The sequence below is a fragment of the Rhizomicrobium sp. genome, from assembly GCA_037200385.1.
Classification (GTDB): Bacteria; Pseudomonadota; Alphaproteobacteria; order Micropepsales; family Micropepsaceae; genus Rhizomicrobium.
The window spans coordinates 837,840-858,252 of sequence record JBBCGL010000001.1; the positions used below are offsets into that span (position 1 = coordinate 837,840).

Consider the following 20,413-nt stretch of genomic DNA (forward strand, 5'->3'; position numbering starts at 1 on the left):
GAGGAAAGTCATCCCTCGATCTTCGAGAAATCCGCCACCTGGTGCAGAGTCGCGCGCAGCGCGCCCAGCAGGTTGAGCCGGTTCGCCCGCACCGCGCGGTCGTCGGCGTTGACCTTCACCTTTTCGAAAAACGCGTCGACCGGAGTGCGCAGTCCCGCCATCACCGTCATGGCCACGGCAAAAGCCTCGGTCTCCAGCGACGGCGCAATTGCCACCTGTGTCAATCCGAGCGTGTCCGCCAAGACCTTCTCGGCCGGTTCGCTCAGCAAAGCGAAATCGAACGCGCCGTCAAACACTACGCCGTCTTTCTTCTCTTCCGCCTTGAGGATATTCGTGGCGCGTTTGTAGCCTGCGAGCAGATTCGCGCCGTCGTCCGTCTTTAGGAATGCCTGCAGCGCCTCGACCCGCGAGACGATCCGCACCAGTTCATCCTCATTACCGAGCGAAAACACGGCGTCGATCAAATCATGCCGCATGCCCTTGGCGCGCTGGACGACCTTCAGGCGCTCGGCGAAGAACGTGACCAAGTCCGAAATTACGGCTTCGTCCCCATCGCCATATCCTTGTGCGGCCCAGCCGCACAGCTCATTGAGCGAAAACCGCAAATCCTTTTCGAGCAAGATGCGGATCACGCCCAACGCGGCGCGTCTCAACGCATAGGGATCGCCCGATCCGGTTGGACGTTCGCCATTCGCGAACATTCCATAGAGCGTATCCAACTTGTCGGACAATGCGACGGCCCAGGAGACGCGCGAGACAGGCACGATGTCGCTCGGTCCAACGGGCTTGTAGTGATCGCGAATGGCGTCGGCGACGTCCGCATCCTCATGATCGTGGAGGGCATAGTAACGCCCCATTGTGCCTTGCAGCTCCGGGAATTCGCCGACGACGCCGGTGGTGAGATCGGCCTTTGCAAGTCGTGCCGCGCGGCCGGCATTTTCGGCGATGTCGCCGCCGATCTGCGCACCGATCTTTCTCGCCAGCGCCTCGATCCGCTCCACCCGCTCAAGCTGCGTCCCAAGCTTGGCGTGGAACACGATGTCGCCCAGCGCCGCTACTCGATCCGCGAGCTTCACCTTGCGGTCCTGGTCCCAGAAGAACTTCGCATCCGACAGCCGCGCGCGCAGCACGCGCTCGTTGCCGGCGATGATCTGCTTGCCGCCGTCCTCGGCGACCATGTTCGCGACCAGCGCGAAACGGTTCGCCATCTTTCCGGTGGCCGGATCGCGCAGCGCGAAATATTTCTGATGCACCCGCATCGTGGTCTGGAGGATCTCCGCCGGCACGTCCATGAACTGGTTCTCGATCGTGCCGAGCAGCACCACCGGCCATTCCGCGAGGCCCGCGACCTCGTTCAGCAGCCCCTCGTCCGGGATCATCTCCAGCCCATGGATGAACGCCGCCTGCTTGACCGCTTCGAAGATGATCGCCTTGCGCTCTTCCGCGTCGAGGATCACATGCGCGGCGCGCAGCTTGGCGACATAGTCGTCGAAGCGCTTGGCCGCGATCACGCCGCTCGACAGGAAACGATGGCCGCGCGTCGTGACGTCCGCGGTCACGCCCGCGAAGGCGAACTCTACGACCTCGCCATCCAGCGTGCACAGGATCGAATGCAGCGGCCGCACCCAGCGGACCGGTGCGTTGGTCGCCTGCGGCCAGCGCATCGATTTGGGCCAAGGCAGCTTGGCCAGAACGTCGGGCAGGAACTCCGCGATGACATCCGCCGTGGCGCGGCCCTTGAGGCCGATCACCGCGACATAGAACGGCCCCTTGCCGTCGTCGCGCTGCTCGCAATCCGCCAGCGTGACGCCGGCCGAGCGCAGGAAGCCCTCGATCGCCTTGGCCGGCGCGTTGACCCGCGGGCCCTTCTTCTCTTCCGAGACGTCCGGCTGCTTGGCCGGCAGGCCGCTCACTGCCAGCGTCAGCCGGCGCGGTCCCGCGAAGGCCTTGGCGCCTTCGAACAGCAGCCCGCGGTCCGCCAGCGCGCCGACGACCAACCGTTCGAGGTCCTTGGCCGCCTGCGCCTGCATGCGCGCGGGGATTTCTTCGCTGAACAGTTCGAGGAGGAGATCAGACATGGGTTACGCCCCTCGTGGCGTATACGCGCCCATCGGCGTCGCCAGCCAGGCCTCGCAGCAGGCCTTGGCCAGCGCCCGCACCCGGCCGATATAGGCGGCGCGCTCCGTCACGCTGATCACGCCGCGCGCATCGAGCAGGTTGAAGGTGTGGCTCGCCTTGATGCATTGGTCGTAAGCCGGCAGCGCCAGCTTCTTGTTGCCGCTGACCAGCTCCTGGCACTGCTTCTCGGCATCCTTGAAATGCTGGAACAGGATGTCGGTATCCGCCATCTCGAAATTGTAGGCGGAGAATTCCTGTTCGGCCTGGTGGAACACCTCGCCGTATTTGAAGTCCTCGTTGAATTGCAGGTCGTAGACGTTCTCGACGTTCTGCACATACATCGCGAGGCGCTCGAGCCCGTAGGTGATCTCGCCACAGACCGGATCGCAATCGATGCCGCCGACCTGCTGGAAATAAGTGAACTGGCTCACCTCCATCCCGTCGCACCACACTTCCCAGCCCAGGCCCCAGGCGCCCAGCGTCGGGCTCTCCCAATCGTCCTCGACGAAGCGGATGTCGTGCAGCGCCGGGTCGAGCCCGATGGCGCGCAGGCTGTCGAGATAGAGGTCCTGGATGTCGGCCGGCGCCGGCTTCATGATCACCTGATACTGGTAGTAGTGCTGCAGCCGGTTGGGGTTCTCGCCATAACGCCCATCCTTGGGCCGCCGCGAGGGCTGGACAAAGGCGGCGCGCCACGGCCTTGGCCCCAAGGCCCGCAGCGTGGTCGCCGGGTGGAAAGTGCCCGCGCCCATGTTGTCGTCATAGGGCTGTAGGATCAGGCATCCCTTGGATGCCCAATAGGCCTGGAGCGTCAGGATGAGATCCTGGAAAGTCTTCGCCTTTGCCACCGGTTCCACGTCTGAAAAAGAGGTCCGGAACCTACAGACCGGTCCCTGCCCCGACAAGGCGTCCGTCTCACGAACGCACCGGCCGGATGGGGCGCGAGCCGTCCCAGTTCGCCGCCGCTTCGCGGATCCGCGCGAAGAACGCGCCTTTGCCTCCCGAGATGTCCGAAATCTCGATCACCGTTCCGGGATGGGTTTCGGTATCGAAATAGGCGAAGCGGCCTTGCGGCCCGCCGATCTGTCCCTCCTGGCCGACCTGGAATCCCAGTGCCAGGAAGCGGTCGAGCTCGGCCTGATAGTCACCCGTCCAATACGACATGTGCTGCAGCCCTTCGCGGCCATCGGCAAGGAAATCGCGATACATGCTGGGCGCGTCGTTGCGCTGCTGGATCAACTCGATCTGCAGGTCGCCGCTGTTCGCCAGCGCGATGCTCACCGCGGGAGAGGACGCTTCGCCGCGATAGCGGAACCAGTCCATCTCCACACGTTCGATATAGTAGAAAGGCCCGATGCCCAGCACTTCGGTCCAGTGCCGCATCGCCGCCTCAATGTCGCGCACGACATAGCCGTTCTGGCAGACCTTTCCGAAGATGCGGCTCATAGTCCGATCGCCCGTTCGCCACGCAAGACGGCGTCGGCTTGCGCCGTATAGGACCCGTCATCGGTGTGCAGCACCAAGCCGCGCAGCAGCGCGAGCGCCGCACGCGACCCCTTCCTGACCTGCACGATCACGCGCTTCGCCGGCTCGCCTTCGCGCGGATGCAGCGGATAGATCCGCAGGCCCTTCGCCGGCAGCGCCGCCAGGGCCTCGCCCAGCCGGTCGGCCCGCAGGATGCAAGTGAACGTGCCGCCGGACGCGGTCCGCTTGACGCCGACCTCCAGCCAAGCCGCCAGTTCGCCGTCGTCGTGAGTGGCGGTTGCGCGCGACTCATCGGGCGAGACGTTACCCTCCGCACCATGGAAGGGCGGATTGCAGAACACGTGGTCGTAATCGCGCTTCATGTCGCCCGGCAGATCAAGCACGTCCACCGTGACGAATACGACCCGGTCGCCGACCTCGTTCGCGTTCGCATTGCCGTTCGCCAGCGTCACCTGCGCGCTCTCGATCTCCGCCCCGGTCACGTGGACGCCGCGCAAACGCGCCGCGAGGCACAGGCTCGCGGTCCCTGCGCCGCTGCCCAGCTCCAACACGTCGTCGCCCTCACAGGCCGGCACCGCCGCTGCAAGCATCACCGCGTCCAACCCGCTGCGGAATCCCTCCTGCATCTGGCGCACGATCACCTGCCCGCCGAGGAAGCGGTCCTCGGTTGGCTGCGGTGCCGATTCGCTGCGACTTCGAACCTCCCTGAGCACCAGCCCGGCACGGTCGGCGTCGTCGTCCGCCACCATCAGGCGCCGCGGCAGGATGCCCAGGCTGCCGTCCATCACACTGGCATATTCGTCGAACACGACGCTTTCGATGCCGCTCTGCGCCAGGGCGTCCCGCGCAAAGCTCAGAAGGACCGGATCATTGGTCTTAAGTATCGGGCGCATTTACGTTTTCCAGGGACCGGGCTGCGAGGTTTGGTCAGCTTGACCGCAAGATATTCCACTCGCAATGTCGGCGCCATGTTGAAGCCCGAAACGCGCAAGGCCAAGAGCGACGACGTCTCGCCGGTCGAACGCCTGCATACCCTCGTGGCCGCCGACATGGCGGCGACGGACCGGATGATCCATGCCCGGATGGGCAGCGCCGTGGCGCTGATCCCGGAGCTGTCGCGGCACCTGATCGATTCGGGCGGCAAGCGCCTTCGCCCCATGCTGACCCTGGCTGCCGCGCGGATGGGCGGCTATGAGGGCGACAAGCAGGTCAATCTCGCGGCCGCGGTCGAGTTCATCCATACCGCGACCCTGCTGCATGACGACGTGGTCGACGCCAGCACCCTGCGTCGCGGCAAGGTCGCGGCCAATCTCGTCTGGGGCAACAAGGCGACCGTCCTGGTCGGCGACTTCCTGTTCTCGCGCGCCTTCGAGATGATGGTTGCGACCGGCAGCCTGCGGGTCCTCGAGATCCTCGCAGGCGCGTCCGCGATCATCGCCGAAGGCGAGGTCATGCAGCTCAAATCGGAGAGCAATCTCGGCACGACGGAGGAGCACTATCTGAAGGTCGTGAACGCCAAGACCGCCGAACTCTTCGCCGCCGCGGCCGAGTCGGGTGCCACGCTGTGCACCAGGGGTCCCGCTTTCGTTCAGGCGATGCGCGCCTACGGGATGAGCCTGGGCATCGCCTTCCAGCTAGTCGACGACGCGCTCGATTATTCCGGCCGCCAGGCGCTGATGGGCAAGGCGGTCGGCGACGATTTCCGCGAGGCCAAGGTCACGCTTCCCGTGATCCTCGCTTATGCCCGCGCCGACAAGCAGGCGGAGGTGTTCTGGAAGCGGGTGATCGAGGGCGGCCCGCAGAGCGACGCCGATCTCGAACGCGCCATCAGCTATGTCGAGGCCACCGGTGCGATCCAGGAAACCATGACGCGCGCCCGCCACTATGCCGACAGCGCGAAGGCCGCGCTGGACGGTCTTCCCGACAGCGACATCCGCGCCGCCTTGGCCGACATCGCAGATTTCTGTGTCGAGCGGGCCTATTAGCTCGCGGCGTCTGACAGTCATGACGGAGCGGTTTGCGATGGGCGATTTCGTCATAGGGCCGGACTATGTGCCTGCTCCGGAATTCAGACTTCAGCCCGGCGTGCCGGCGGGCACGGTGCATGCCTTCATCATGCAATCGACGGACAGTGCGATCTATTCCGGCATCCGCCGGCTGGAGAACGCGGTCACCAGTCGGCGCGATGCGCATGGCAATCGCATCGCGGCCGCCGAAACCGAGCAGTCGGAGCCCTACCCCTACACCCGGACGGTCTGGGTCTATGTGCCGAAGCAATATGTGCCGGGTACGGCGGCGCCCTTCATCGTGGCGCAGGACGGCTACGGCTATCTCAATCGCCTGCCGCGCGTCCTCGACAACCTCGTCGCGGAGGAACGCGTGCCGCCGATGATCGCCGTACTGATCGACAGCGGCGGCGGCGATGCACAGGGCAGCCAGCGCGGGCTCGAATACGACACCGTCTCGGGCACCTATAGCGATTTCATCGAGCGCGAGGTGCTGCCGCGCGTGATGCACGAATGCGATGTGACGCTGACGGACGATCCCGAGGGGCGGGCGACGATGGGCGCGAGCTCGGGCGCGGCGTGTGCCTTCTCGATGGCGTGGTTCCATCCAGAGCGCTACCGCCGCGTGCTCTGCTATTCCGGGACGTTCGTGAACCAGCAATCGCCGCCGAGCGAGGCGACGCCGCGCGGTGCCTGGGAGTATCACGCGACGATCCTGCCGAATGCGGAGCGCAAGCCGATCCGGCTCTGGCTGGAGGTCGGCGAGAAGGACCTGCATTTCGACGATCCGGAGGAGACCTGGCACAATTGGCCGCTCGCCAATCGGCGCATGGCAGCCGTGCTGAAGGCCAAGGGCTATGCCTACCGCTTCACGCTCTCGCTCGGCGCACGGCATGTCGATCCGCGGGTGACCGAGCAGACCCTGCCCGGCGCGCTGGAGTGGCTGTGGCACGGGTATCCCGGGTCGTAACCCGGCGCGACCTTCCGCCACGCCTTCGCGGATGCACAATGGCGCATGATGGTCACGGAATCGCGGGTGGGCCCATCGTGACCGTCTTGAGCGTGCGTCATTTGACACGCTATCGCTATGCGCAGCCGGTTTCGTTCGGCGAACATCGCATGATGTTCCGGCCGCGCGAGAGCTTCGACCAGCATGTGCTCGAATCGGTGCTGACCATCACGCCGCGGCCGGCCGCCATCCGCTACGTCCATGACGTGTTCGGCAACACGATCGGCATCGCGCGCTTCGAGACCCGGGCCCGGGAACTGGTGTTCGAGAGCATCAACCGGCTGGAGCACCATCCGGAGAATTCGCTGGACATTCCGCATGCGGAATACGGCACCAATGCCTATCCGTTCGTCTATGACGTGCTCGACGACGCCGATCTGGGGCCGTCGCGGACACCCATCCATGCCGATCCCGACGGCGTGCTGGCCGCCTGGTCGCACCGCTTCCTCGACGGGCTGACGGCGCGCGACGCACCGCATCTGCTTGCCGCGATGGCGCTGGCGATCCACGAGGAGCTCAAATACGAGGGCCGCGCCAGCGGCCCGCCCCAGGCCCCGCTCGAGACTCTCGCCCTGGGTCGCGGCTCCTGCCGCGACTTCGCCGTGCTGATGATGGAAGCGGCACGGACGCTCGGCCTCGCCGCACGGTTCGTCTCCGGCTATCTCTACGCCCCACCGCGCGAGGGGCGCGCGGCGCACAAGGGCGGTGGGAACACCCATGCCTGGGTGCGCGTTTTCCTTCCGGGTGGCGGCTGGGCGGAATTCGATCCCACCAATGGCCTGGTCGGCAACCGCGACCTGATCCGTGTCGCCGTGGCACGCGATCCGGCCCAGGCCGTGCCCTTGTCGGGAACGTTTTCCGGCAATGCGGACGACTATCAAGGAATGGACGTCGAAGTCGACGTGGTGGCCGAAGAGCCCGGGGAGACCGAACGCAGACGCGTGGTGCGGATGCGTTGACCTTTTGAGGATATACGATTGCTGATTCGGTGCGGCTATGACATCGCCTTCGCCTGCACCGCGCAGACGCCGCTGCTCCTCATGTTGCATGTGCGGCCAGAGCGGCAAGCCGATCTCCAGACGCCGGAGAATTTCGCCGCCACGCCCGCGCTGCCGTTTCGCCACTATCGCGACGGCTTCGGCAATGTCTGCACCAGGCTGGTGGCGCCGGCCGGCACGACGCATTTCACCGCCGACTTCCTGATACGCGACAGCGGCCTGCAAGACATCGTGCCGACAGGCGCGCGCCAGGCGGAGATCGACGACCTGCCGGATGACGTCCTCGTCTTCCTGATGGGCAGCCGCTATTGCGACACCGACAAGCTGGCCGATTTCGCCTGGCAGACGTTCGGCCAGACGCCGCCGGGCTGGACGCGGGCGAAGGCCATCGCGGACTATGCGCATGACCGCATCGTGTTCGGCTATCAGCACGCACGGCCCGACCGCACGGCCTTCGACGCGCATCGCGAGCAGCTGGGCGTGTGCCGGGACTACGCCCATCTCGCCATCGCGCTGTGCCGCTGCATGAACATCCCGGCGCGCTATTGCACCGGCTATCTCGGCGATATCGGTATGCCCTACGACCCGTCGCCGATGGATTTCAGCGCCTGGTTCGACGTTTATCTGGATGGGCGGTGGCACACCTGGGATGCGCGGCACAACATCCCGCGCATCGGCCGCATCCTGATGGCGCGCGGCCGCGACGCGGCGGACGTCGCGCTGTCGACGGCGTTCGGCAAGGCGGAGCTGGTGACGTTCAAGGTGGTGACGGAGGAGGTGGCGTGATCACCTCAGCCTTCGGATAAGATGATTTAAAGGGGTTTGCGATCGGGTTGGACGGCGCGGGCGGCCCGTCGCCCTTCGAGGCCTCGCTTCGCGAGGCACCTCTGGGTGATGCCCACTCTCCTTTTCCATCACGGTCTCGAGGGCGTCAGCACGGTGTCAATATTGGTATTTCACAATATAAAAATCCTATCTCGGGATTAATAATAATATTGATGGATGAAATCGTAGAATTGGATCGTCCAAACCCTTCAGGAGGATCTCATGACAACGCAAACCATCAACGCACTCCTCTATGCGCCCGCCGCCGGTCCCAGCGCCGCGACCTTGGCGGTCCAGCAGGTCGTCGGCCAGTTTCCGGTCGCGGCGGGCCAATCCGCGGCCGGCTTCGGCGGCGGATTGACCGACAGCGGCGCGAATGCGGTCGACAGGCTCTTCGGCGCTACCAGCTCCGTGAACAAGCAGGGCGGCGGCAGCGCAAACCTGATCAGCAGCCTCGACGTCGCGACGCTGGCGGCCGGCGCGACGATCACGACGGCCACCGGCGTCCAGGCCGCGCTGCAGCCGCAGAGCGGCGCGACGATCACGACCGGCAGCGCCTTCGTCGCGCAATCGCCGATACCGGCCGGCGGCGGCACGCTCACCACTGCGATCGGCGTGCAAATCCAGGGGCAGACGCAGAGCGGCGTCGGCCAAGCCTGGGCGCTTTACGCCACCGGCGCATCCGATCCGAGCGCGCTGGCGGGAACCCTGTCGGTCGGTTCGCTTTCGGTGCCGCAGGCGACGCTCGACGTGACGGGCGCGATCCGCTCCAAGCCGGTGACGGTCGCCGCCCTGCCCGCGGCGCCGGTCGACGGCATGCGCGCTTTCGTGACCGATGCGAATTCGACGACCTTCGCCGCAGCCGCCGCGGGATCGGGCGCGAACCACGTGCCGGTGTATTACGACGGCGGCACGAGCACCTGGCGGATCGGGTGACGCCGCCGTGGCGTGTTGAGAATTCACCTCCCCACGGCGGGGAGGTGAAGCTCAATGCACCGCCCGGCTCACCTGCGGGGTGTGATCGATGTCGACGTCGTCTTCGCTGGTCGCGAACTCCACGCCGTCGATGGTCAACCCGTTCTTGCCGGTGCTCACCGCGATCTTGCTGCCGTCGAGGATCTTGCCTTCCAGCAGAAGCTGGGCGAGCGGATCCTGGAGGCGGCGCTGGATCACGCGCTTCAAGGGGCGCGCGCCATAGACCGGATCGTAGCCGGCATTGGCGAGCCACTGCGTCGCCTTGTCGTCGAGGCTGATCTCGATCTTGCGGTCGGCGAGCAGCTTCTGCAGGCGGCCCAACTGGATCTCGACGATCTTGTCCATGTTCGCGCGCGACAGGCGGTGGAACAGGATGATCTCGTCGAGCCGGTTCAGGAACTCGGGGCGGAAATGCGCCTTCACGGCCTGCAGCACGGCGGCGCGGGCCTCGCGGGTCTCCTCGCCGGTCGAGAGCAGTTCGGTGCCCAGGTTCGACGTCAGGATGATCACCGTGTTCTTGAAGTCGACGGTACGGCCCTGCCCGTCCGTCAGGCGCCCGTCGTCGAGGACCTGCAGCAGCACGTTGAACACGTCGCTGTGCGCCTTCTCGACCTCATCGAACAGGATCACCTGATAGGGACGCCGGCGCACCGCCTCGGTGAGCACGCCGCCCTCCTCATAGCCGACATAGCCCGGCGGGGCGCCGATCAGGCGGGCGACGGAATGCTTCTCCATGAACTCGGACATGTCGATGCGCACCATGGCGGTGTCGTCGTCGAACAGGAACGACGCGAGCGCCTTGGTGAGCTCGGTCTTGCCGACGCCGGTGGGGCCGAGGAAGAGGAATGAGCCGATGGGGCGGTTGGGATCCTGCAGGCCGGCGCGGGCGCGGCGCACCGCGTTGGCGATGGCGCGCACGGCTTCGTGCTGGCCGACGACGCGGCTTTCCAGCGCGTCCTCCATCTTGAGGAGCTTGTCCTTCTCGCCTTCGAGCATCTTGTCGACCGGGATGCCGGTCCAGCGCGACACGACGCCGGCGATCTGCTCGGGCGTGACGGATTCCTTGGCCAGGGAGTTGGACTCCTTGTCCTCGATGGCCTTGAGCTTGCGCTCGAGGTCGGGGATCACGCCGTAGGAGAGCTCGCCGGCGCGGGCGAAGTCGCCCTTGCGCTGCGCGATGTCGACTTCCATGCGCGCCTTGTCGAGCTGTTCCTTCAGGCCCTGGACGTCCTGGACGGATTTCTTCTCTTCCTGCCATTTGGCCGAGAGGACGTTCGCCTTGTCCTCGAGCTCGGCGAGATCGTGCTCCAGCGTCTTCAGGCGGTCCTGCGAGGCGCGGTCGGTCTCCCGCTTGAGCGCGGCCTGCTCGATCTTGAGCTGGATGATGCGGCGGTCGAGCTCGTCGAGCTCTTCGGGCTTGGAGTCGACCTGCATGCGCAGGCGCGACGCCGCCTCGTCCATCAGGTCGATGGCCTTGTCGGGCAGGAAGCGGTCGGTGATGTAGCGGTTCGACAATTGCGCCGCAGCCACGATGGCGGAATCCGTGATGCGCACGCCGTGATGGACCTCGTACTTCTCCTTGAGGCCGCGCAGGATGGAGATCGTGTCCTCCACCGTCGGCTCGCTGACGAAGACGGGCTGGAAGCGGCGGGCGAGCGCGGCGTCCTTCTCGACATATTTGCGGTATTCGTTGAGCGTGGTGGCGCCGACGCAATGCAGCTCGCCGCGCGCCAGCGCGGGCTTGAGCAGGTTGGAGGCGTCCATCGATCCCTCGGACGCGCCAGCCCCGACCAAAGTGTGCAACTCGTCGATGAAGAGGATGATATTGCCTTCGGCCGACGTGACCTCGCCCAGGACAGCCTTCAGCCGCTCCTCGAACTCGCCGCGGAACTTGGCGCCCGCGATCAGCGAGCCCATGTCGAGGGCCATCAGCTTCTTGTTGCGCAGGCTCTCGGGCACGTCGCCGTTGACGATGCGAAGCGCGAGGCCTTCGGCGATGGCGGTCTTGCCGACGCCGGGTTCGCCGATGAGGATCGGGTTGTTCTTGGTGCGGCGGGCGAGCACCTGGATGGTGCGGCGGATCTCCTCGTCGCGGCCGATGACCGGATCGAGCTTGCCGCTGCGCGCCGCGTCGGTGAGGTCGCGGGCGTATTTCTTGAGCGCGTCATAGGCGTTCTCGGCCGTCGCGCTGTCGGCGGTGCGCCCCTGGCGCAGGTCGGAGATCGCCTTGTTGAGGCTCTGCGCGGTGATGCCGGCATCCTTGAGGATGCGCGCGCTGTCGCTGCCCGACGCCATGGCGAGCGCGAGCAGCAGGTATTCGGCGGTGACGAAGCTGTCGCCGGCCTTCTTGGCGATGTCCTGCGCGGCGTCGAACAGCTTGGCGCTGTCCTGGCTCAGATAGACCTGACCGGACTGGCCCTTGACCTGCGGGAGCTTGGCCAGCGCCCGCTCGACGGCATCGCGGACCTGCTCCGGCTTGCCGCTGGCCGCGGCGATCAAACGGGCCGCCAGGCCTTCCTCGTCGTCGATCAGGACCTTCAGCAGATGTTCGGGGGTGAAGTATTGGTGGTTGGAACGGGTCGCCAGCCCCTGGGCGGATTGCATGAATCCGCGCGCACGCTCGGTGAATTTCTCGACGTCCATTTTTGCCTCTCTAGCCCTTGCCCGTGGCCCCCTCGCGGGCAACCCAGGCAAGTCCTCACGGGTTCAGAATACGGCCCCGCAAGGGCGCCGTCCCGTAGGGTGTATTTGGGTTCCCGGTCCGTACTCTTCAAGCCCCTCATGGCTGCCCGCCAAGACAAAGGTTCCGGGATCGTCTCCAGCGATCTGGATGCCGATTCGCACGGGGCGGATCAGCCGCGATCGGCGCTCCGTCCCGTCCGGCGGCTGACTTGCGCCAGCTGGCCGGCGGCGCTGAGCAGCGTCTGGCGGGGTTCAAGGTTGAGCGCGGCGGTGCGCGCAAAGCTGGCATTGAGCCGATTCAGGCACTCGACCCAGCGGTCGAGATGCGTCCCGCCGCTGATGGCGCGGGCGCGGATGCGGGCCATCAGCGCCTCGCCGAGGAAATTTCCGAAGGCCTGAAAATTGTCGGCGCCGCGGCCAATCTTGTCCGCCAGAGCGAGGATGGCGGCCATATCGGGCTGGGCGGCATGTTCGAGCAGGCGATCGGCTTCGCGCGCCAATGCCACGCTGTCGCCTTGTGCCAGTTGCAGCGCCATCCCGATCGAGCCCCCGGACAGGCGCGCCAGCGCGGCGCGCTCGCCGGCGCTCGCATCGGGCAACAGCCGCGCAAGCTCGGCCTCGACAGTCGCGGCATCGAGCGGACGCAAGTCGAGACGCTGGCAGCGCGAGCGGATCGTCGGCAGCAACCGGCCCGGCACATTGCTCAGCAGGATGAGCAGGGCGCGGGGCGGCGGCTCTTCCAGCATCTTCAGCAGCGCATTGGCGGCCGCATCGTTCATGTCGTCGGCGGTATCGACGATCGCGACCCGCCAGCCGCCCGCGCCGGAGGTCATGCCGAAGAAGCTGCCGAGCTTGCGCACGACATTTACCGACAGGTCGTTCATGAGCTTGCCGGAATCGTTGAGGCCGCGCTTGAGCACCAGAAGGCCGGGGTGCGAACCCGCCGCGATCTGCATGGCATTGGGCTCGCGCGCCGGCACCGAGAGGTCCTCCGCGCCTTGCGCGGTCGCGCCATAGGCCAGCACATAGCGCGCGATGCGGTAGGCCAGCGTCGCCTTGCCGATCCCGGGTGGACCGGCGATCAGCCAGCCCTGCGGCGGCTGGCCCTTGCGGATGGCGCGCGCGGCGCGGGCAAGTGCATGGCCCTGGCCGGCGAGCGCCAGCGTCTCGCGCGGATGGGGGAATCCCTCGATGCGGTCGGTCTCGGGAATCTCTTCGATTTTTGCGCGCGGCGCCATGGCTACAGCTTGTACCGCTTGGCGACGGCGTTCCAGATCGCTTCGGCCACCACGTCGACGGGGGCACTCGCATCGATCACCAGGCACCGTGCCGGATCGCGTCTCGCGATGTTCAGATAGGCTTGGCGCAGGCGCTCGTGGAATTCCGTGCCTTTCCGTTCGAAACGGGTTTCCTTGTTCGCCCTGCCCTCGGTCCGCGCGAGGCCGACCTCGACCGGCAGATCCAAGATCAAGGTCAGGTCGGGCCGGAAATCGTGCAGCACCAGGGTCTCCATCCGGCGGATGGTCTCACGCGCCAGGCCGCCGCCGGCGCCCTGATAGGCATAGGTCGAGTCGGTAAAGCGGTCGCACACCACCCAGCGCTTGGCGGCCAGCGCCGGTTTGATCGCCTTGGCGACATTGTCCGACCGCGCGGCGAACATGAGCAGCGTTTCCGTCAGCGGCTCCCAGCGTCCCGGCTCGCCGGTCAGCACGAGCTTGCGGATCTCCTCGGCGCCCTTGGAGCCGCCGGGCTCGCGGGTCGCCAGGACGTCCAGGCCCTTTTTCCTCAAGCCCGCGACCAGCCGCCGGATTTGGGTCGACTTGCCGGATCCGTCGCCGCCCTCGAGCGAGATGAAACGCGCAGGTCCTTTTGCCACGCTCAGAACAGCGCCTTCAGGCCGAGCACCATGCGGCCGAAGATCCCGACGCCATCGACCGGACGGGCGGTATAGAGCGGCACGCTCAGGCCGGGAAAGTCCGGCGCAGTGATGTTCAGCGTGCCGACCTGCCGTCCTTCGGCGAGCGGGGCGCGCAAGGGCGCGGTGTAACGAACCGCGACTTTCATCCCGGCGCGGGAGTCGACCTGCAGCGTCAGCGCGACGGGCACCTTCACGGTGAGCGGAACGTTCGGCGCGGCGCCGCCGAACACCTCGGCCGTGGCGACCGCGTCGCCGGGCTTGAAGAGGATGTAGCGGCGGAATTCGCGGAAGCCCGTCTCCATCAGGCGCGCGCCCTCGTCGGCGCGTTCCTTCTCCGAATGGAATCCGTTGGCCACGACGATGAGGCGCTGGCCGCCGCGCAGGGCGGAGCCGACGAGGCCATAGCCCGAGGCCTCGATATGGCCGGTCTTGAGGCCATCCGCGCCGGGCGTGTTGAAAAGCAGCGGGTTGCGGTTCGGCTGGTGGATATTGCTCCAGACGAAATCCTTCTCCCCGAAGAAGCGGTAATATTGCGGATAGTCGCGGATGATGTGGCGGGCGAGCGTGGCGAGATCATAGGCCGACATCATCTGGCCCGGCGGGACATCCAGCCCGTCGGGGTTGACGAAATGCGACTGCTTGAGGCCGAGCTGCGCGGCCCGCTGGTTCATCATGCCGACGAAGCCCTCGACCGTGCCGCCCAGCGCCTCGGCGACCACGATGGTGGAGTCGTTGCCCGAGACGATGATGATGCACTGGATCAGCGCCTCGACGCTCATCCGGTCGCCGATATTGACGAAGCATTCGGACCCCGAGCGCTCGCGCCAGGCCCGCTCGGAGACCGGGAAGGTGTCGCTGAGCTTGACGCGGCCGTCCTTCAGCCGCTGGAACAGGAGCTCGATGGTCATCAGCTTGCTCATCGAGGCGGGCGGCATCGGCGTATGGGCGTCCTTCTCCCACAGCACCTCCCCCGAATCCGCGTCCATCAGGATCGCATGATTGGCGGTGGTCGTGATCTCGGCCGCCGCCGGCGTGGCGAAAGCGGCCAAGAGGAAGATGAGAACGCCCCACAGGCGGTTGTTCATGAACGCGGCTCCCGGTGCGAAGACCTCAGCGGTCGACGACAATCTGTGCGTCGTTACTACCAAGGCTCATGACGCGGGCCAACGCCTGATCCGCCTCGCCGACATCGTCAAATGGCCCCAGGCGGACCCGGTAGAGCGTCCGTCCGTTCTGCGTCACCTGCGATATCTGCAATCCATCGCCCAGATGCTTCTGCAGGCGGGCGGCGTTCTGGTAGGTCCCGAAGGCACCGGCCTGGACATAGAGATGGGTGACGGCCGGCACCGGAACTTTGCTCACCACGCCGGTCGGCTCGGTCGCCACCGCGACATCCGCCGTCCGGATCACCGGCTTGGGAAGCGTCGTGGTCACCGTCGGCGGCGCGACGGCGGCGCCGGGAACCACCCCGAGCGCGTCGGTCACCACCGGCTTGACCGGCACGGCGGGAATGGCCGTAGCGACCTCGGGCGGGGTCACATCGGGCGGCGGGCGGCCGCCATCGAGATCGGCACGGCTCACGAAGGTGACGCGGACCCGCGCCGTGCCTTTCTGCTTATAGCCGAGCAGATCGGCGGCGCGCTCCGACAGGTCGATGATTCGGCCCTTGGCGAAGGGACCACGATCATTGACCCGCACCACGATCGATTTGCCGTTGTCCAGGTTGGTGACACGCACATTGACCGGCATGGGCAGCGTGCGGTGCGCCGCAGTCAGATCCTGCGCGGTGTACATCTCGCCATTCGCGGTGCGGTGCCCATAGAAGGTCGGGCCGTACCACGACGCCACCCCCGTCTCGTCATAGTCGGGCTGCTCGCGCGGATAATACCAGGTGTCGCCGATCTGGTAGGGCTGGCCGATCTTGTAGACGCCGGCATTGGGCGGCACGGTCACGTTGTTGTTATCGGGCGGCGTGGAGGCGCAGGCCGCGACGATCGCGGCGAGCGAGGCTACGGCAAGCAGCCGTTGCGCAGTGCGGATCATCGCGTCGAATCAGCCCTGGAGAGGCGGTCCAACTTAGGCGATGCCTATCCGCCACTCAACGCTCGGAAGACCGCCGCGGGTCGCAGGACGCCTTGATCTGCCGCCCCGCCCGTAACAGGCTCGCCCGTCATCTCAAGACGGACAGTCCCCGTGACCCTTTCCCTGACCCGCCGGACCGTCACACTATTGCTGGGCGTAAGCGCTCTGACCGCGCCCGCCCTCGCAAAAAGCGCGGGCTCGTCGGCGGACAACGCCTTCGCGAAACTTTCGGCTCGCTGGCTCGACGCGGCAATGCGGGCGGATCCGGTCGGCGCGACGCAGACCGGCGACCATCGTTTCGACGGCGAGATCGATGACATGAGCGCGGCCGGCCGCGCGGCGCGCCTCGCCGTCTGGAAAGGCTTCATCGCCGAGTTGAATGGCATCGACCGCACGGCGCTCTCACGCGACAACCAGGTCGATGCCGCATTGCTCGCCGGGGCGCTCGGCTACGCGATCTGGGACGAGGACGTGTTCCAGAGCTGGGCCTGGGATCCGCAGGCCTATTCCTCGCTGGCCGGCAATTCGCTCTACGCGCTCATGGCGCGCGAATTCGCGCCCTTGCCCGACCGCATGCGCTCGGCGATTTCCCGGATGGAGAAGCTGCCGGCGCTGTTCGCGCAGATGCGCGACAACCTCGTACCGGCGCGAGTGCCGGCGATCCATGCCGAGACGGTGGCCCGGCAGAATGGCGGCGTGACCGAGATCGTCGACGGCATGGTGCTCGTCAACGCGGGCGTGTTGGACGCGGCGGAGAAAGTGCGCCTCGCCAAGGCTGCGGACGCGCTGAAAGCGGCCGTTGCCGAGCATCAGACCTGGCTCGACAAGACGCTGCTGCCGAATGCCAAGGGCGATTTCCGCATCGGCGCCAAGCTGTTCGACGAGAAGCTCGCCTTCACGCTGAACTCGCCGCTCAGCCGCAAGGAGATTCGCGAACGCGCGGAAGCCGCCGTCGTCCGGACACGGGCAGCGATGTACGAGGTCGCGCGCCGGGCTCTGGCCGGCACGCCCGGTGCGCCGCCGATGCCCGATGCACCCAGCGCTGCGGAACAACAGACGGTGATCGAAGCCGCGCTTGCGCTCGGTTACGCCCAGCGCCCGGCGCGCGACAAGGTGGTGGAAGCTTCGAAGGAGGCGTTGGCACGGGCCACCGATTTCGTGAAGGCCAAGGATCTCATCACCTTGCCCGACGCGCCGGTCGAGGTGGTCCTGATGCCGGTGTTCAGCCAAGGCGTCGCGGTAGCCTATTGCGACTCGCCGGGGCCGCTCGACAAGGGGATGAAGACCTTCTTCGACGTCTCGCCGATCCCCGCCGACTGGACCGACGCACAGGCGGCATCGTTCTTGCGCGAATACAATTCCTACGGCATCCAGGACGTCGCCGTGCACGAGGCGATGCCCGGGCACTACGTGCAGCTGTGGCATGCCAATGGCTGTCCGTCGATCATCCGCGCCGTGCTGGGTTCGGGGTCATTCGTCGAGGGCTGGGCGGTCTATGCCGAAGGCATGATGGTGGAACAGGGCTTCCGCGGCGACGAGCCACTCTACAAGCTGGCCCAGCTCAAGGTCCTGCTGCGCACGATCACCAATGCGATCCTCGACCAGGCGCTGCATGTCGACAACATCAGCAAAGAAGAAGCGATGCATCTGATGACGGTCACCGCTTTCCAGCAGGAGCGCGAGGCATCGGGCAAATGGACGCGGGCTTCGCTGAGCTCGACGCAGCTCTCGACCTATTTCGTGGGCGTCTCGGAGCACAATGCGATCCGTGCCGAAGCCGAACGCCGCGGCGGCTTCGACCTCAAGGCCTATCACGACAAGGTGCTGTCCTACGGTTCGGCGCCGGCGCGCTATGTCCGCGCGCTGATGTTCGACGAGCCGATCGTGTAGGCGCGGCCTGCCAACCGAAGCCGCGCGAACCAAGCGTCGGCCCTCCTACGCTCCCGCGGAGCTTCGGCGGGCAACCTCCACTGCTGCACAGCATAGGTTGGCGGGCCACGAACGATGAAGATGAGCACTATGTCTACGCTATAGCCCTCTAACGCCGCACGTTGCGACTTCCGAGGCTAATTGCGCGGTTCATCAGCGGGTTTGGTCATTTTCTGGATGGCAAGGGCAGGTAGTGAACGGACGGACCGGTATCGGGAAAGCGGTTTGCAATAACTGCCGTGGCAGACACCATCAGCTTTCCTGATTGGGATCGAGTTTCGAGAATTGATGCCGACGCTTGGCCAAGCCTTCATACGACCCTGCTTGCTCGAAGCGTCTCCTTGAACAGTTCGAAGGCCGTCGTGCCCTGCCGATCGGGGTAATAGAGGTGGTAGCCGGCGAACGGCTCGCACCACGGCTCCAGCAGGCGGATGAGACGGCCATCGGCAATCGGCGCGGCCACCAGATCCTCCAGGACGTAGAGGATGCCAAAACCCTCAAGGGCGGCGGCCACCAGCAGGTCGCCGTCGTTGAACACCGGCCCACGGCCTGGCGTGACCGTCACCGCATGGCCGTCGCTCTCGAACGACCAGGGAGACAGGTCGCCATGCGCGTCGCCATAGGCGACACAGCGATGCGTCATGAGGTCGGCGGGCTCCATCGGCGCTGGATGGTCGCTCAGATAGCCGGGAGCGGCCACCACCGCGACGCGAAGCGGAGGCCCGACGACCAGCGCGACCATGTCCTTCTCCAATCGCTCGCCGAGCCGGATGCCCGCATCGTAGCGGCCCGCCACGACGTCGGTCATCCCGCCCTCCACGCACACCTCCACCTCGATGCCGGGGTGACGGCGCATGAAGGACGGGAGCATCGGCCATAGCACTGTGTCCGCGGCGTGTTTGCCCGTCGTGATCCGGACGGTGCCGATCGCTGCCCCGCTTGCCTGGGACAGCGCCTCAATCTCTTCGTCCAACCCTGCCAGTGCCGGCGACAGGGTGGCGAGCAGGCGCTCGCCGGCAGCGGTCGGGGCGACGCTGCGCGTCGTGCGGGAGAGGAGGCGAAAACCGAGTTGGCCCTCCAGGCGCTTCATGGTCTGGCTCAACGCCGACTGCGTGACTCCGAGTCGCCTCGCGGCGCGCGTGAAGCTGCGGTCGGAGGCGATTGCGGCGAAGATGGCGAGGTCGCCGAGCTGATCCGGACGCATTGATGATCCTGGCTACTGGGGTCTATTACTGATTAGGCCGTTATCTCGATCCATTAGCATGACTACATAGCAGTAACAGTGGAAGGAACGAGGAGCAGGCTATGGGCAAGGTTTGGCTGGTGACGGGCGCAAGCCGAGGACTTGGACGCGAGATCACGCGCGCGGCGCTCGATACGGGTGAAACGGTCGTGGCAACGGCGCGGTCCGCCGACGCGGTGCGCGACGCCTGCGGGGGCGAGCACGATCGCCTGCGCGCCCTCGCCCTCGATATCACCGACGCCGAAGCCGCGAACTCGGTCGCCGCCGAGACCACCAAGCGGTTCGGTGCGATCGACGTGCTGGTCAACAATGCCGGTTATGCCGAACTGGGTTTCTTCGAGACCTTCACCGATGCCGCGGTGCGGCGTCAATTCGAGGTCAACCTGTTCGGCACAATGAACGTCGCGCGCGCGGTCGCCCCCCACATGCGTGAGCGTCGCTCAGGCCTCATCGTCACCATCTCGTCGGTCAGCGGGCTGGTCTCCAACGCGGGCGGGGCGGTCTACTCGGCGTCGAAGTTCGCGGTCGAGGGATGGATGGAGGGCTTTGCACAGGAGCTGGCACCGTTGGGCGTCCGCTCGCTCCTGGTCGAGCCGGGGATGCTGCGCACCGATTTCATGGACCGCAAGTCGGCGAGCTTTGGCAGCATCGACATTCCGGACTATGCCGAGGCGATCGCGCAGTATCGCGCGTTCGTGGACGGGGCCAACGGCAACCAGCCGGGCGATCCGAAGCTGCTCGCCGCGCGGATCGTGGCGCTTGCTTCGCAGGGCGAGGCACCATCGCGGCTCGTGTTCGGCGACGACGCCCGCCAGTGGGCCGGCGCGAAGGTCGACCAATTGCGGCAGGAGATCACCCAGTCCGCTGATTGCGGCTGACACGGCAGACCAAAGCGCCGGCAAGGGAGCTGATTGCTCGGCCCCAGCAGTGACCCTCGGGCGCTTCCCAAAAACGAACGTTCAGCGGGACACCCGAGGCGGGTCCGGCTGCACCGACGCCCACAGCGAGGCGTCTTTCCCGAAACTGTTCCCGAGTCCCTTTTCCCGAAATGAGCTTCTGGAGATGGAGAAACGGGACTGTCGAGGGTATGCCCGAACGAGGGGTTTCAGGATGACGCAACAATCGTTCTAACGGTCGAGAGTT

Annotated in this window: 17 protein-coding genes; 7 read left to right on the forward strand and 10 right to left on the reverse strand. The window is 66.2% G+C overall.

Going from position 1 to position 20,413, the window contains the following annotated elements; translation table 11 throughout:
* Window positions 1-8 precede the first annotated feature (8 nt).
* The 4 genes from glyS to WDM91_03970 form a co-directional block, all read right to left on the reverse strand.
* Entirely contained in the window at window positions 9-2,078 is a 2,070-nt protein-coding gene (glyS, locus tag WDM91_03955; protein ID MEI9993729.1) for a glycine--tRNA ligase subunit beta, read from the reverse strand.
* Window positions 2,079-2,081: 3 nt separating this feature from the next.
* Window positions 2,082-2,966: a glycine--tRNA ligase subunit alpha gene (locus tag WDM91_03960; protein ID MEI9993730.1), complete on the reverse strand. Its 885-nt coding sequence runs from the start codon at window positions 2,964-2,966 to the stop codon at window positions 2,082-2,084.
* A gap of 67 nt (window positions 2,967-3,033) precedes the next feature.
* Complete coding sequence (locus WDM91_03965; GenBank protein ID MEI9993731.1) at window positions 3,034-3,564, reverse strand: VOC family protein; 531 nt, start codon at window positions 3,562-3,564, stop codon at window positions 3,034-3,036.
* Window positions 3,561-4,496 (reverse strand): DUF2007 domain-containing protein, encoded by a 936-nt coding sequence (locus WDM91_03970; protein MEI9993732.1) that lies wholly within the window; start codon window positions 4,494-4,496, stop codon window positions 3,561-3,563. The genes WDM91_03965 and WDM91_03970 overlap by 4 nt, the downstream gene beginning before the upstream one ends.
* 75 nt (window positions 4,497-4,571) lie before the next feature.
* Between WDM91_03970 and WDM91_03975 the strand changes: the two genes are divergently transcribed.
* The 5 genes from WDM91_03975 to WDM91_03995 all read left to right on the forward strand — a co-directional run bounded on the left by WDM91_03975 (window position 4,572) and on the right by WDM91_03995 (window position 9,377).
* Window positions 4,572-5,588 carry a polyprenyl synthetase family protein gene (locus WDM91_03975; protein MEI9993733.1) on the forward strand — a complete coding sequence of 339 codons (1,017 nt, stop codon included), beginning with the start codon at window positions 4,572-4,574 and terminating at the stop codon, window positions 5,586-5,588.
* A 19-nt stretch (window positions 5,589-5,607) separates the two neighbouring features.
* Complete coding sequence (locus tag WDM91_03980) at window positions 5,608-6,579, forward strand: alpha/beta hydrolase-fold protein (GenBank protein ID MEI9993734.1); 972 nt, start codon at window positions 5,608-5,610, stop codon at window positions 6,577-6,579.
* A 77-nt stretch (window positions 6,580-6,656) separates the two neighbouring features.
* Window positions 6,657-7,577: a transglutaminase family protein gene (locus tag WDM91_03985; protein ID MEI9993735.1), complete on the forward strand. Its 921-nt coding sequence runs from the start codon at window positions 6,657-6,659 to the stop codon at window positions 7,575-7,577.
* A gap of 18 nt (window positions 7,578-7,595) precedes the next feature.
* Window positions 7,596-8,402: a transglutaminase family protein gene (locus tag WDM91_03990; protein ID MEI9993736.1), complete on the forward strand. Its 807-nt coding sequence runs from the start codon at window positions 7,596-7,598 to the stop codon at window positions 8,400-8,402.
* Window positions 8,403-8,663: 261 nt separating this feature from the next.
* On the forward strand, window positions 8,664-9,377 hold the full coding sequence (locus tag WDM91_03995; GenBank protein MEI9993737.1) for a hypothetical protein: 714 nt from the start codon (window positions 8,664-8,666) through the stop codon (window positions 9,375-9,377).
* Between the two features lie 51 nt (window positions 9,378-9,428).
* Here WDM91_03995 and clpB read toward each other — a convergent pair whose 3' ends face one another.
* From clpB to WDM91_04020, 5 genes are all read right to left on the reverse strand, one after another.
* Window positions 9,429-12,059: an ATP-dependent chaperone ClpB gene (gene clpB / locus WDM91_04000; GenBank protein MEI9993738.1), complete on the reverse strand. Its 2,631-nt coding sequence runs from the start codon at window positions 12,057-12,059 to the stop codon at window positions 9,429-9,431.
* A gap of 209 nt (window positions 12,060-12,268) precedes the next feature.
* Window positions 12,269-13,336, reverse strand: a complete 1,068-nt coding sequence (locus WDM91_04005; protein ID MEI9993739.1) for a DNA polymerase III subunit delta' — start codon at window positions 13,334-13,336, stop codon at window positions 12,269-12,271.
* Between the two features lie 2 nt (window positions 13,337-13,338).
* Window positions 13,339-13,974, reverse strand: a complete 636-nt coding sequence (gene tmk / locus WDM91_04010; GenBank protein MEI9993740.1) for a dTMP kinase — start codon at window positions 13,972-13,974, stop codon at window positions 13,339-13,341.
* Between the two features lie 2 nt (window positions 13,975-13,976).
* Entirely contained in the window at window positions 13,977-15,101 is a 1,125-nt protein-coding gene (locus WDM91_04015) for a D-alanyl-D-alanine carboxypeptidase family protein (GenBank protein MEI9993741.1), read from the reverse strand.
* Between the two features lie 25 nt (window positions 15,102-15,126).
* Window positions 15,127-16,059, reverse strand: a complete 933-nt coding sequence (locus WDM91_04020) for a septal ring lytic transglycosylase RlpA family protein (protein ID MEI9993742.1) — start codon at window positions 16,057-16,059, stop codon at window positions 15,127-15,129.
* A 150-nt stretch (window positions 16,060-16,209) separates the two neighbouring features.
* Between WDM91_04020 and WDM91_04025 the strand changes: the two genes are divergently transcribed.
* The gene (locus WDM91_04025) at window positions 16,210-17,988 is read left to right on the forward strand and encodes a DUF885 domain-containing protein (protein MEI9993743.1); all 1,779 of its coding nucleotides are present in this window, start codon (window positions 16,210-16,212) and stop codon (window positions 17,986-17,988) included.
* Window positions 17,989-18,337: 349 nt separating this feature from the next.
* Here WDM91_04025 and WDM91_04030 read toward each other — a convergent pair whose 3' ends face one another.
* Window positions 18,338-19,231, reverse strand: coding sequence for a LysR family transcriptional regulator (locus tag WDM91_04030; protein MEI9993744.1), 894 nt, complete (start codon window positions 19,229-19,231; stop codon window positions 18,338-18,340).
* 101 nt (window positions 19,232-19,332) lie between these two features.
* On the opposite strand from WDM91_04030, the gene WDM91_04035 reads away from it, so the two are divergent.
* Window positions 19,333-20,148, forward strand: coding sequence for an SDR family NAD(P)-dependent oxidoreductase (locus tag WDM91_04035; protein MEI9993745.1), 816 nt, complete (start codon window positions 19,333-19,335; stop codon window positions 20,146-20,148).
* Window positions 20,149-20,413 lie beyond the last annotated feature (265 nt).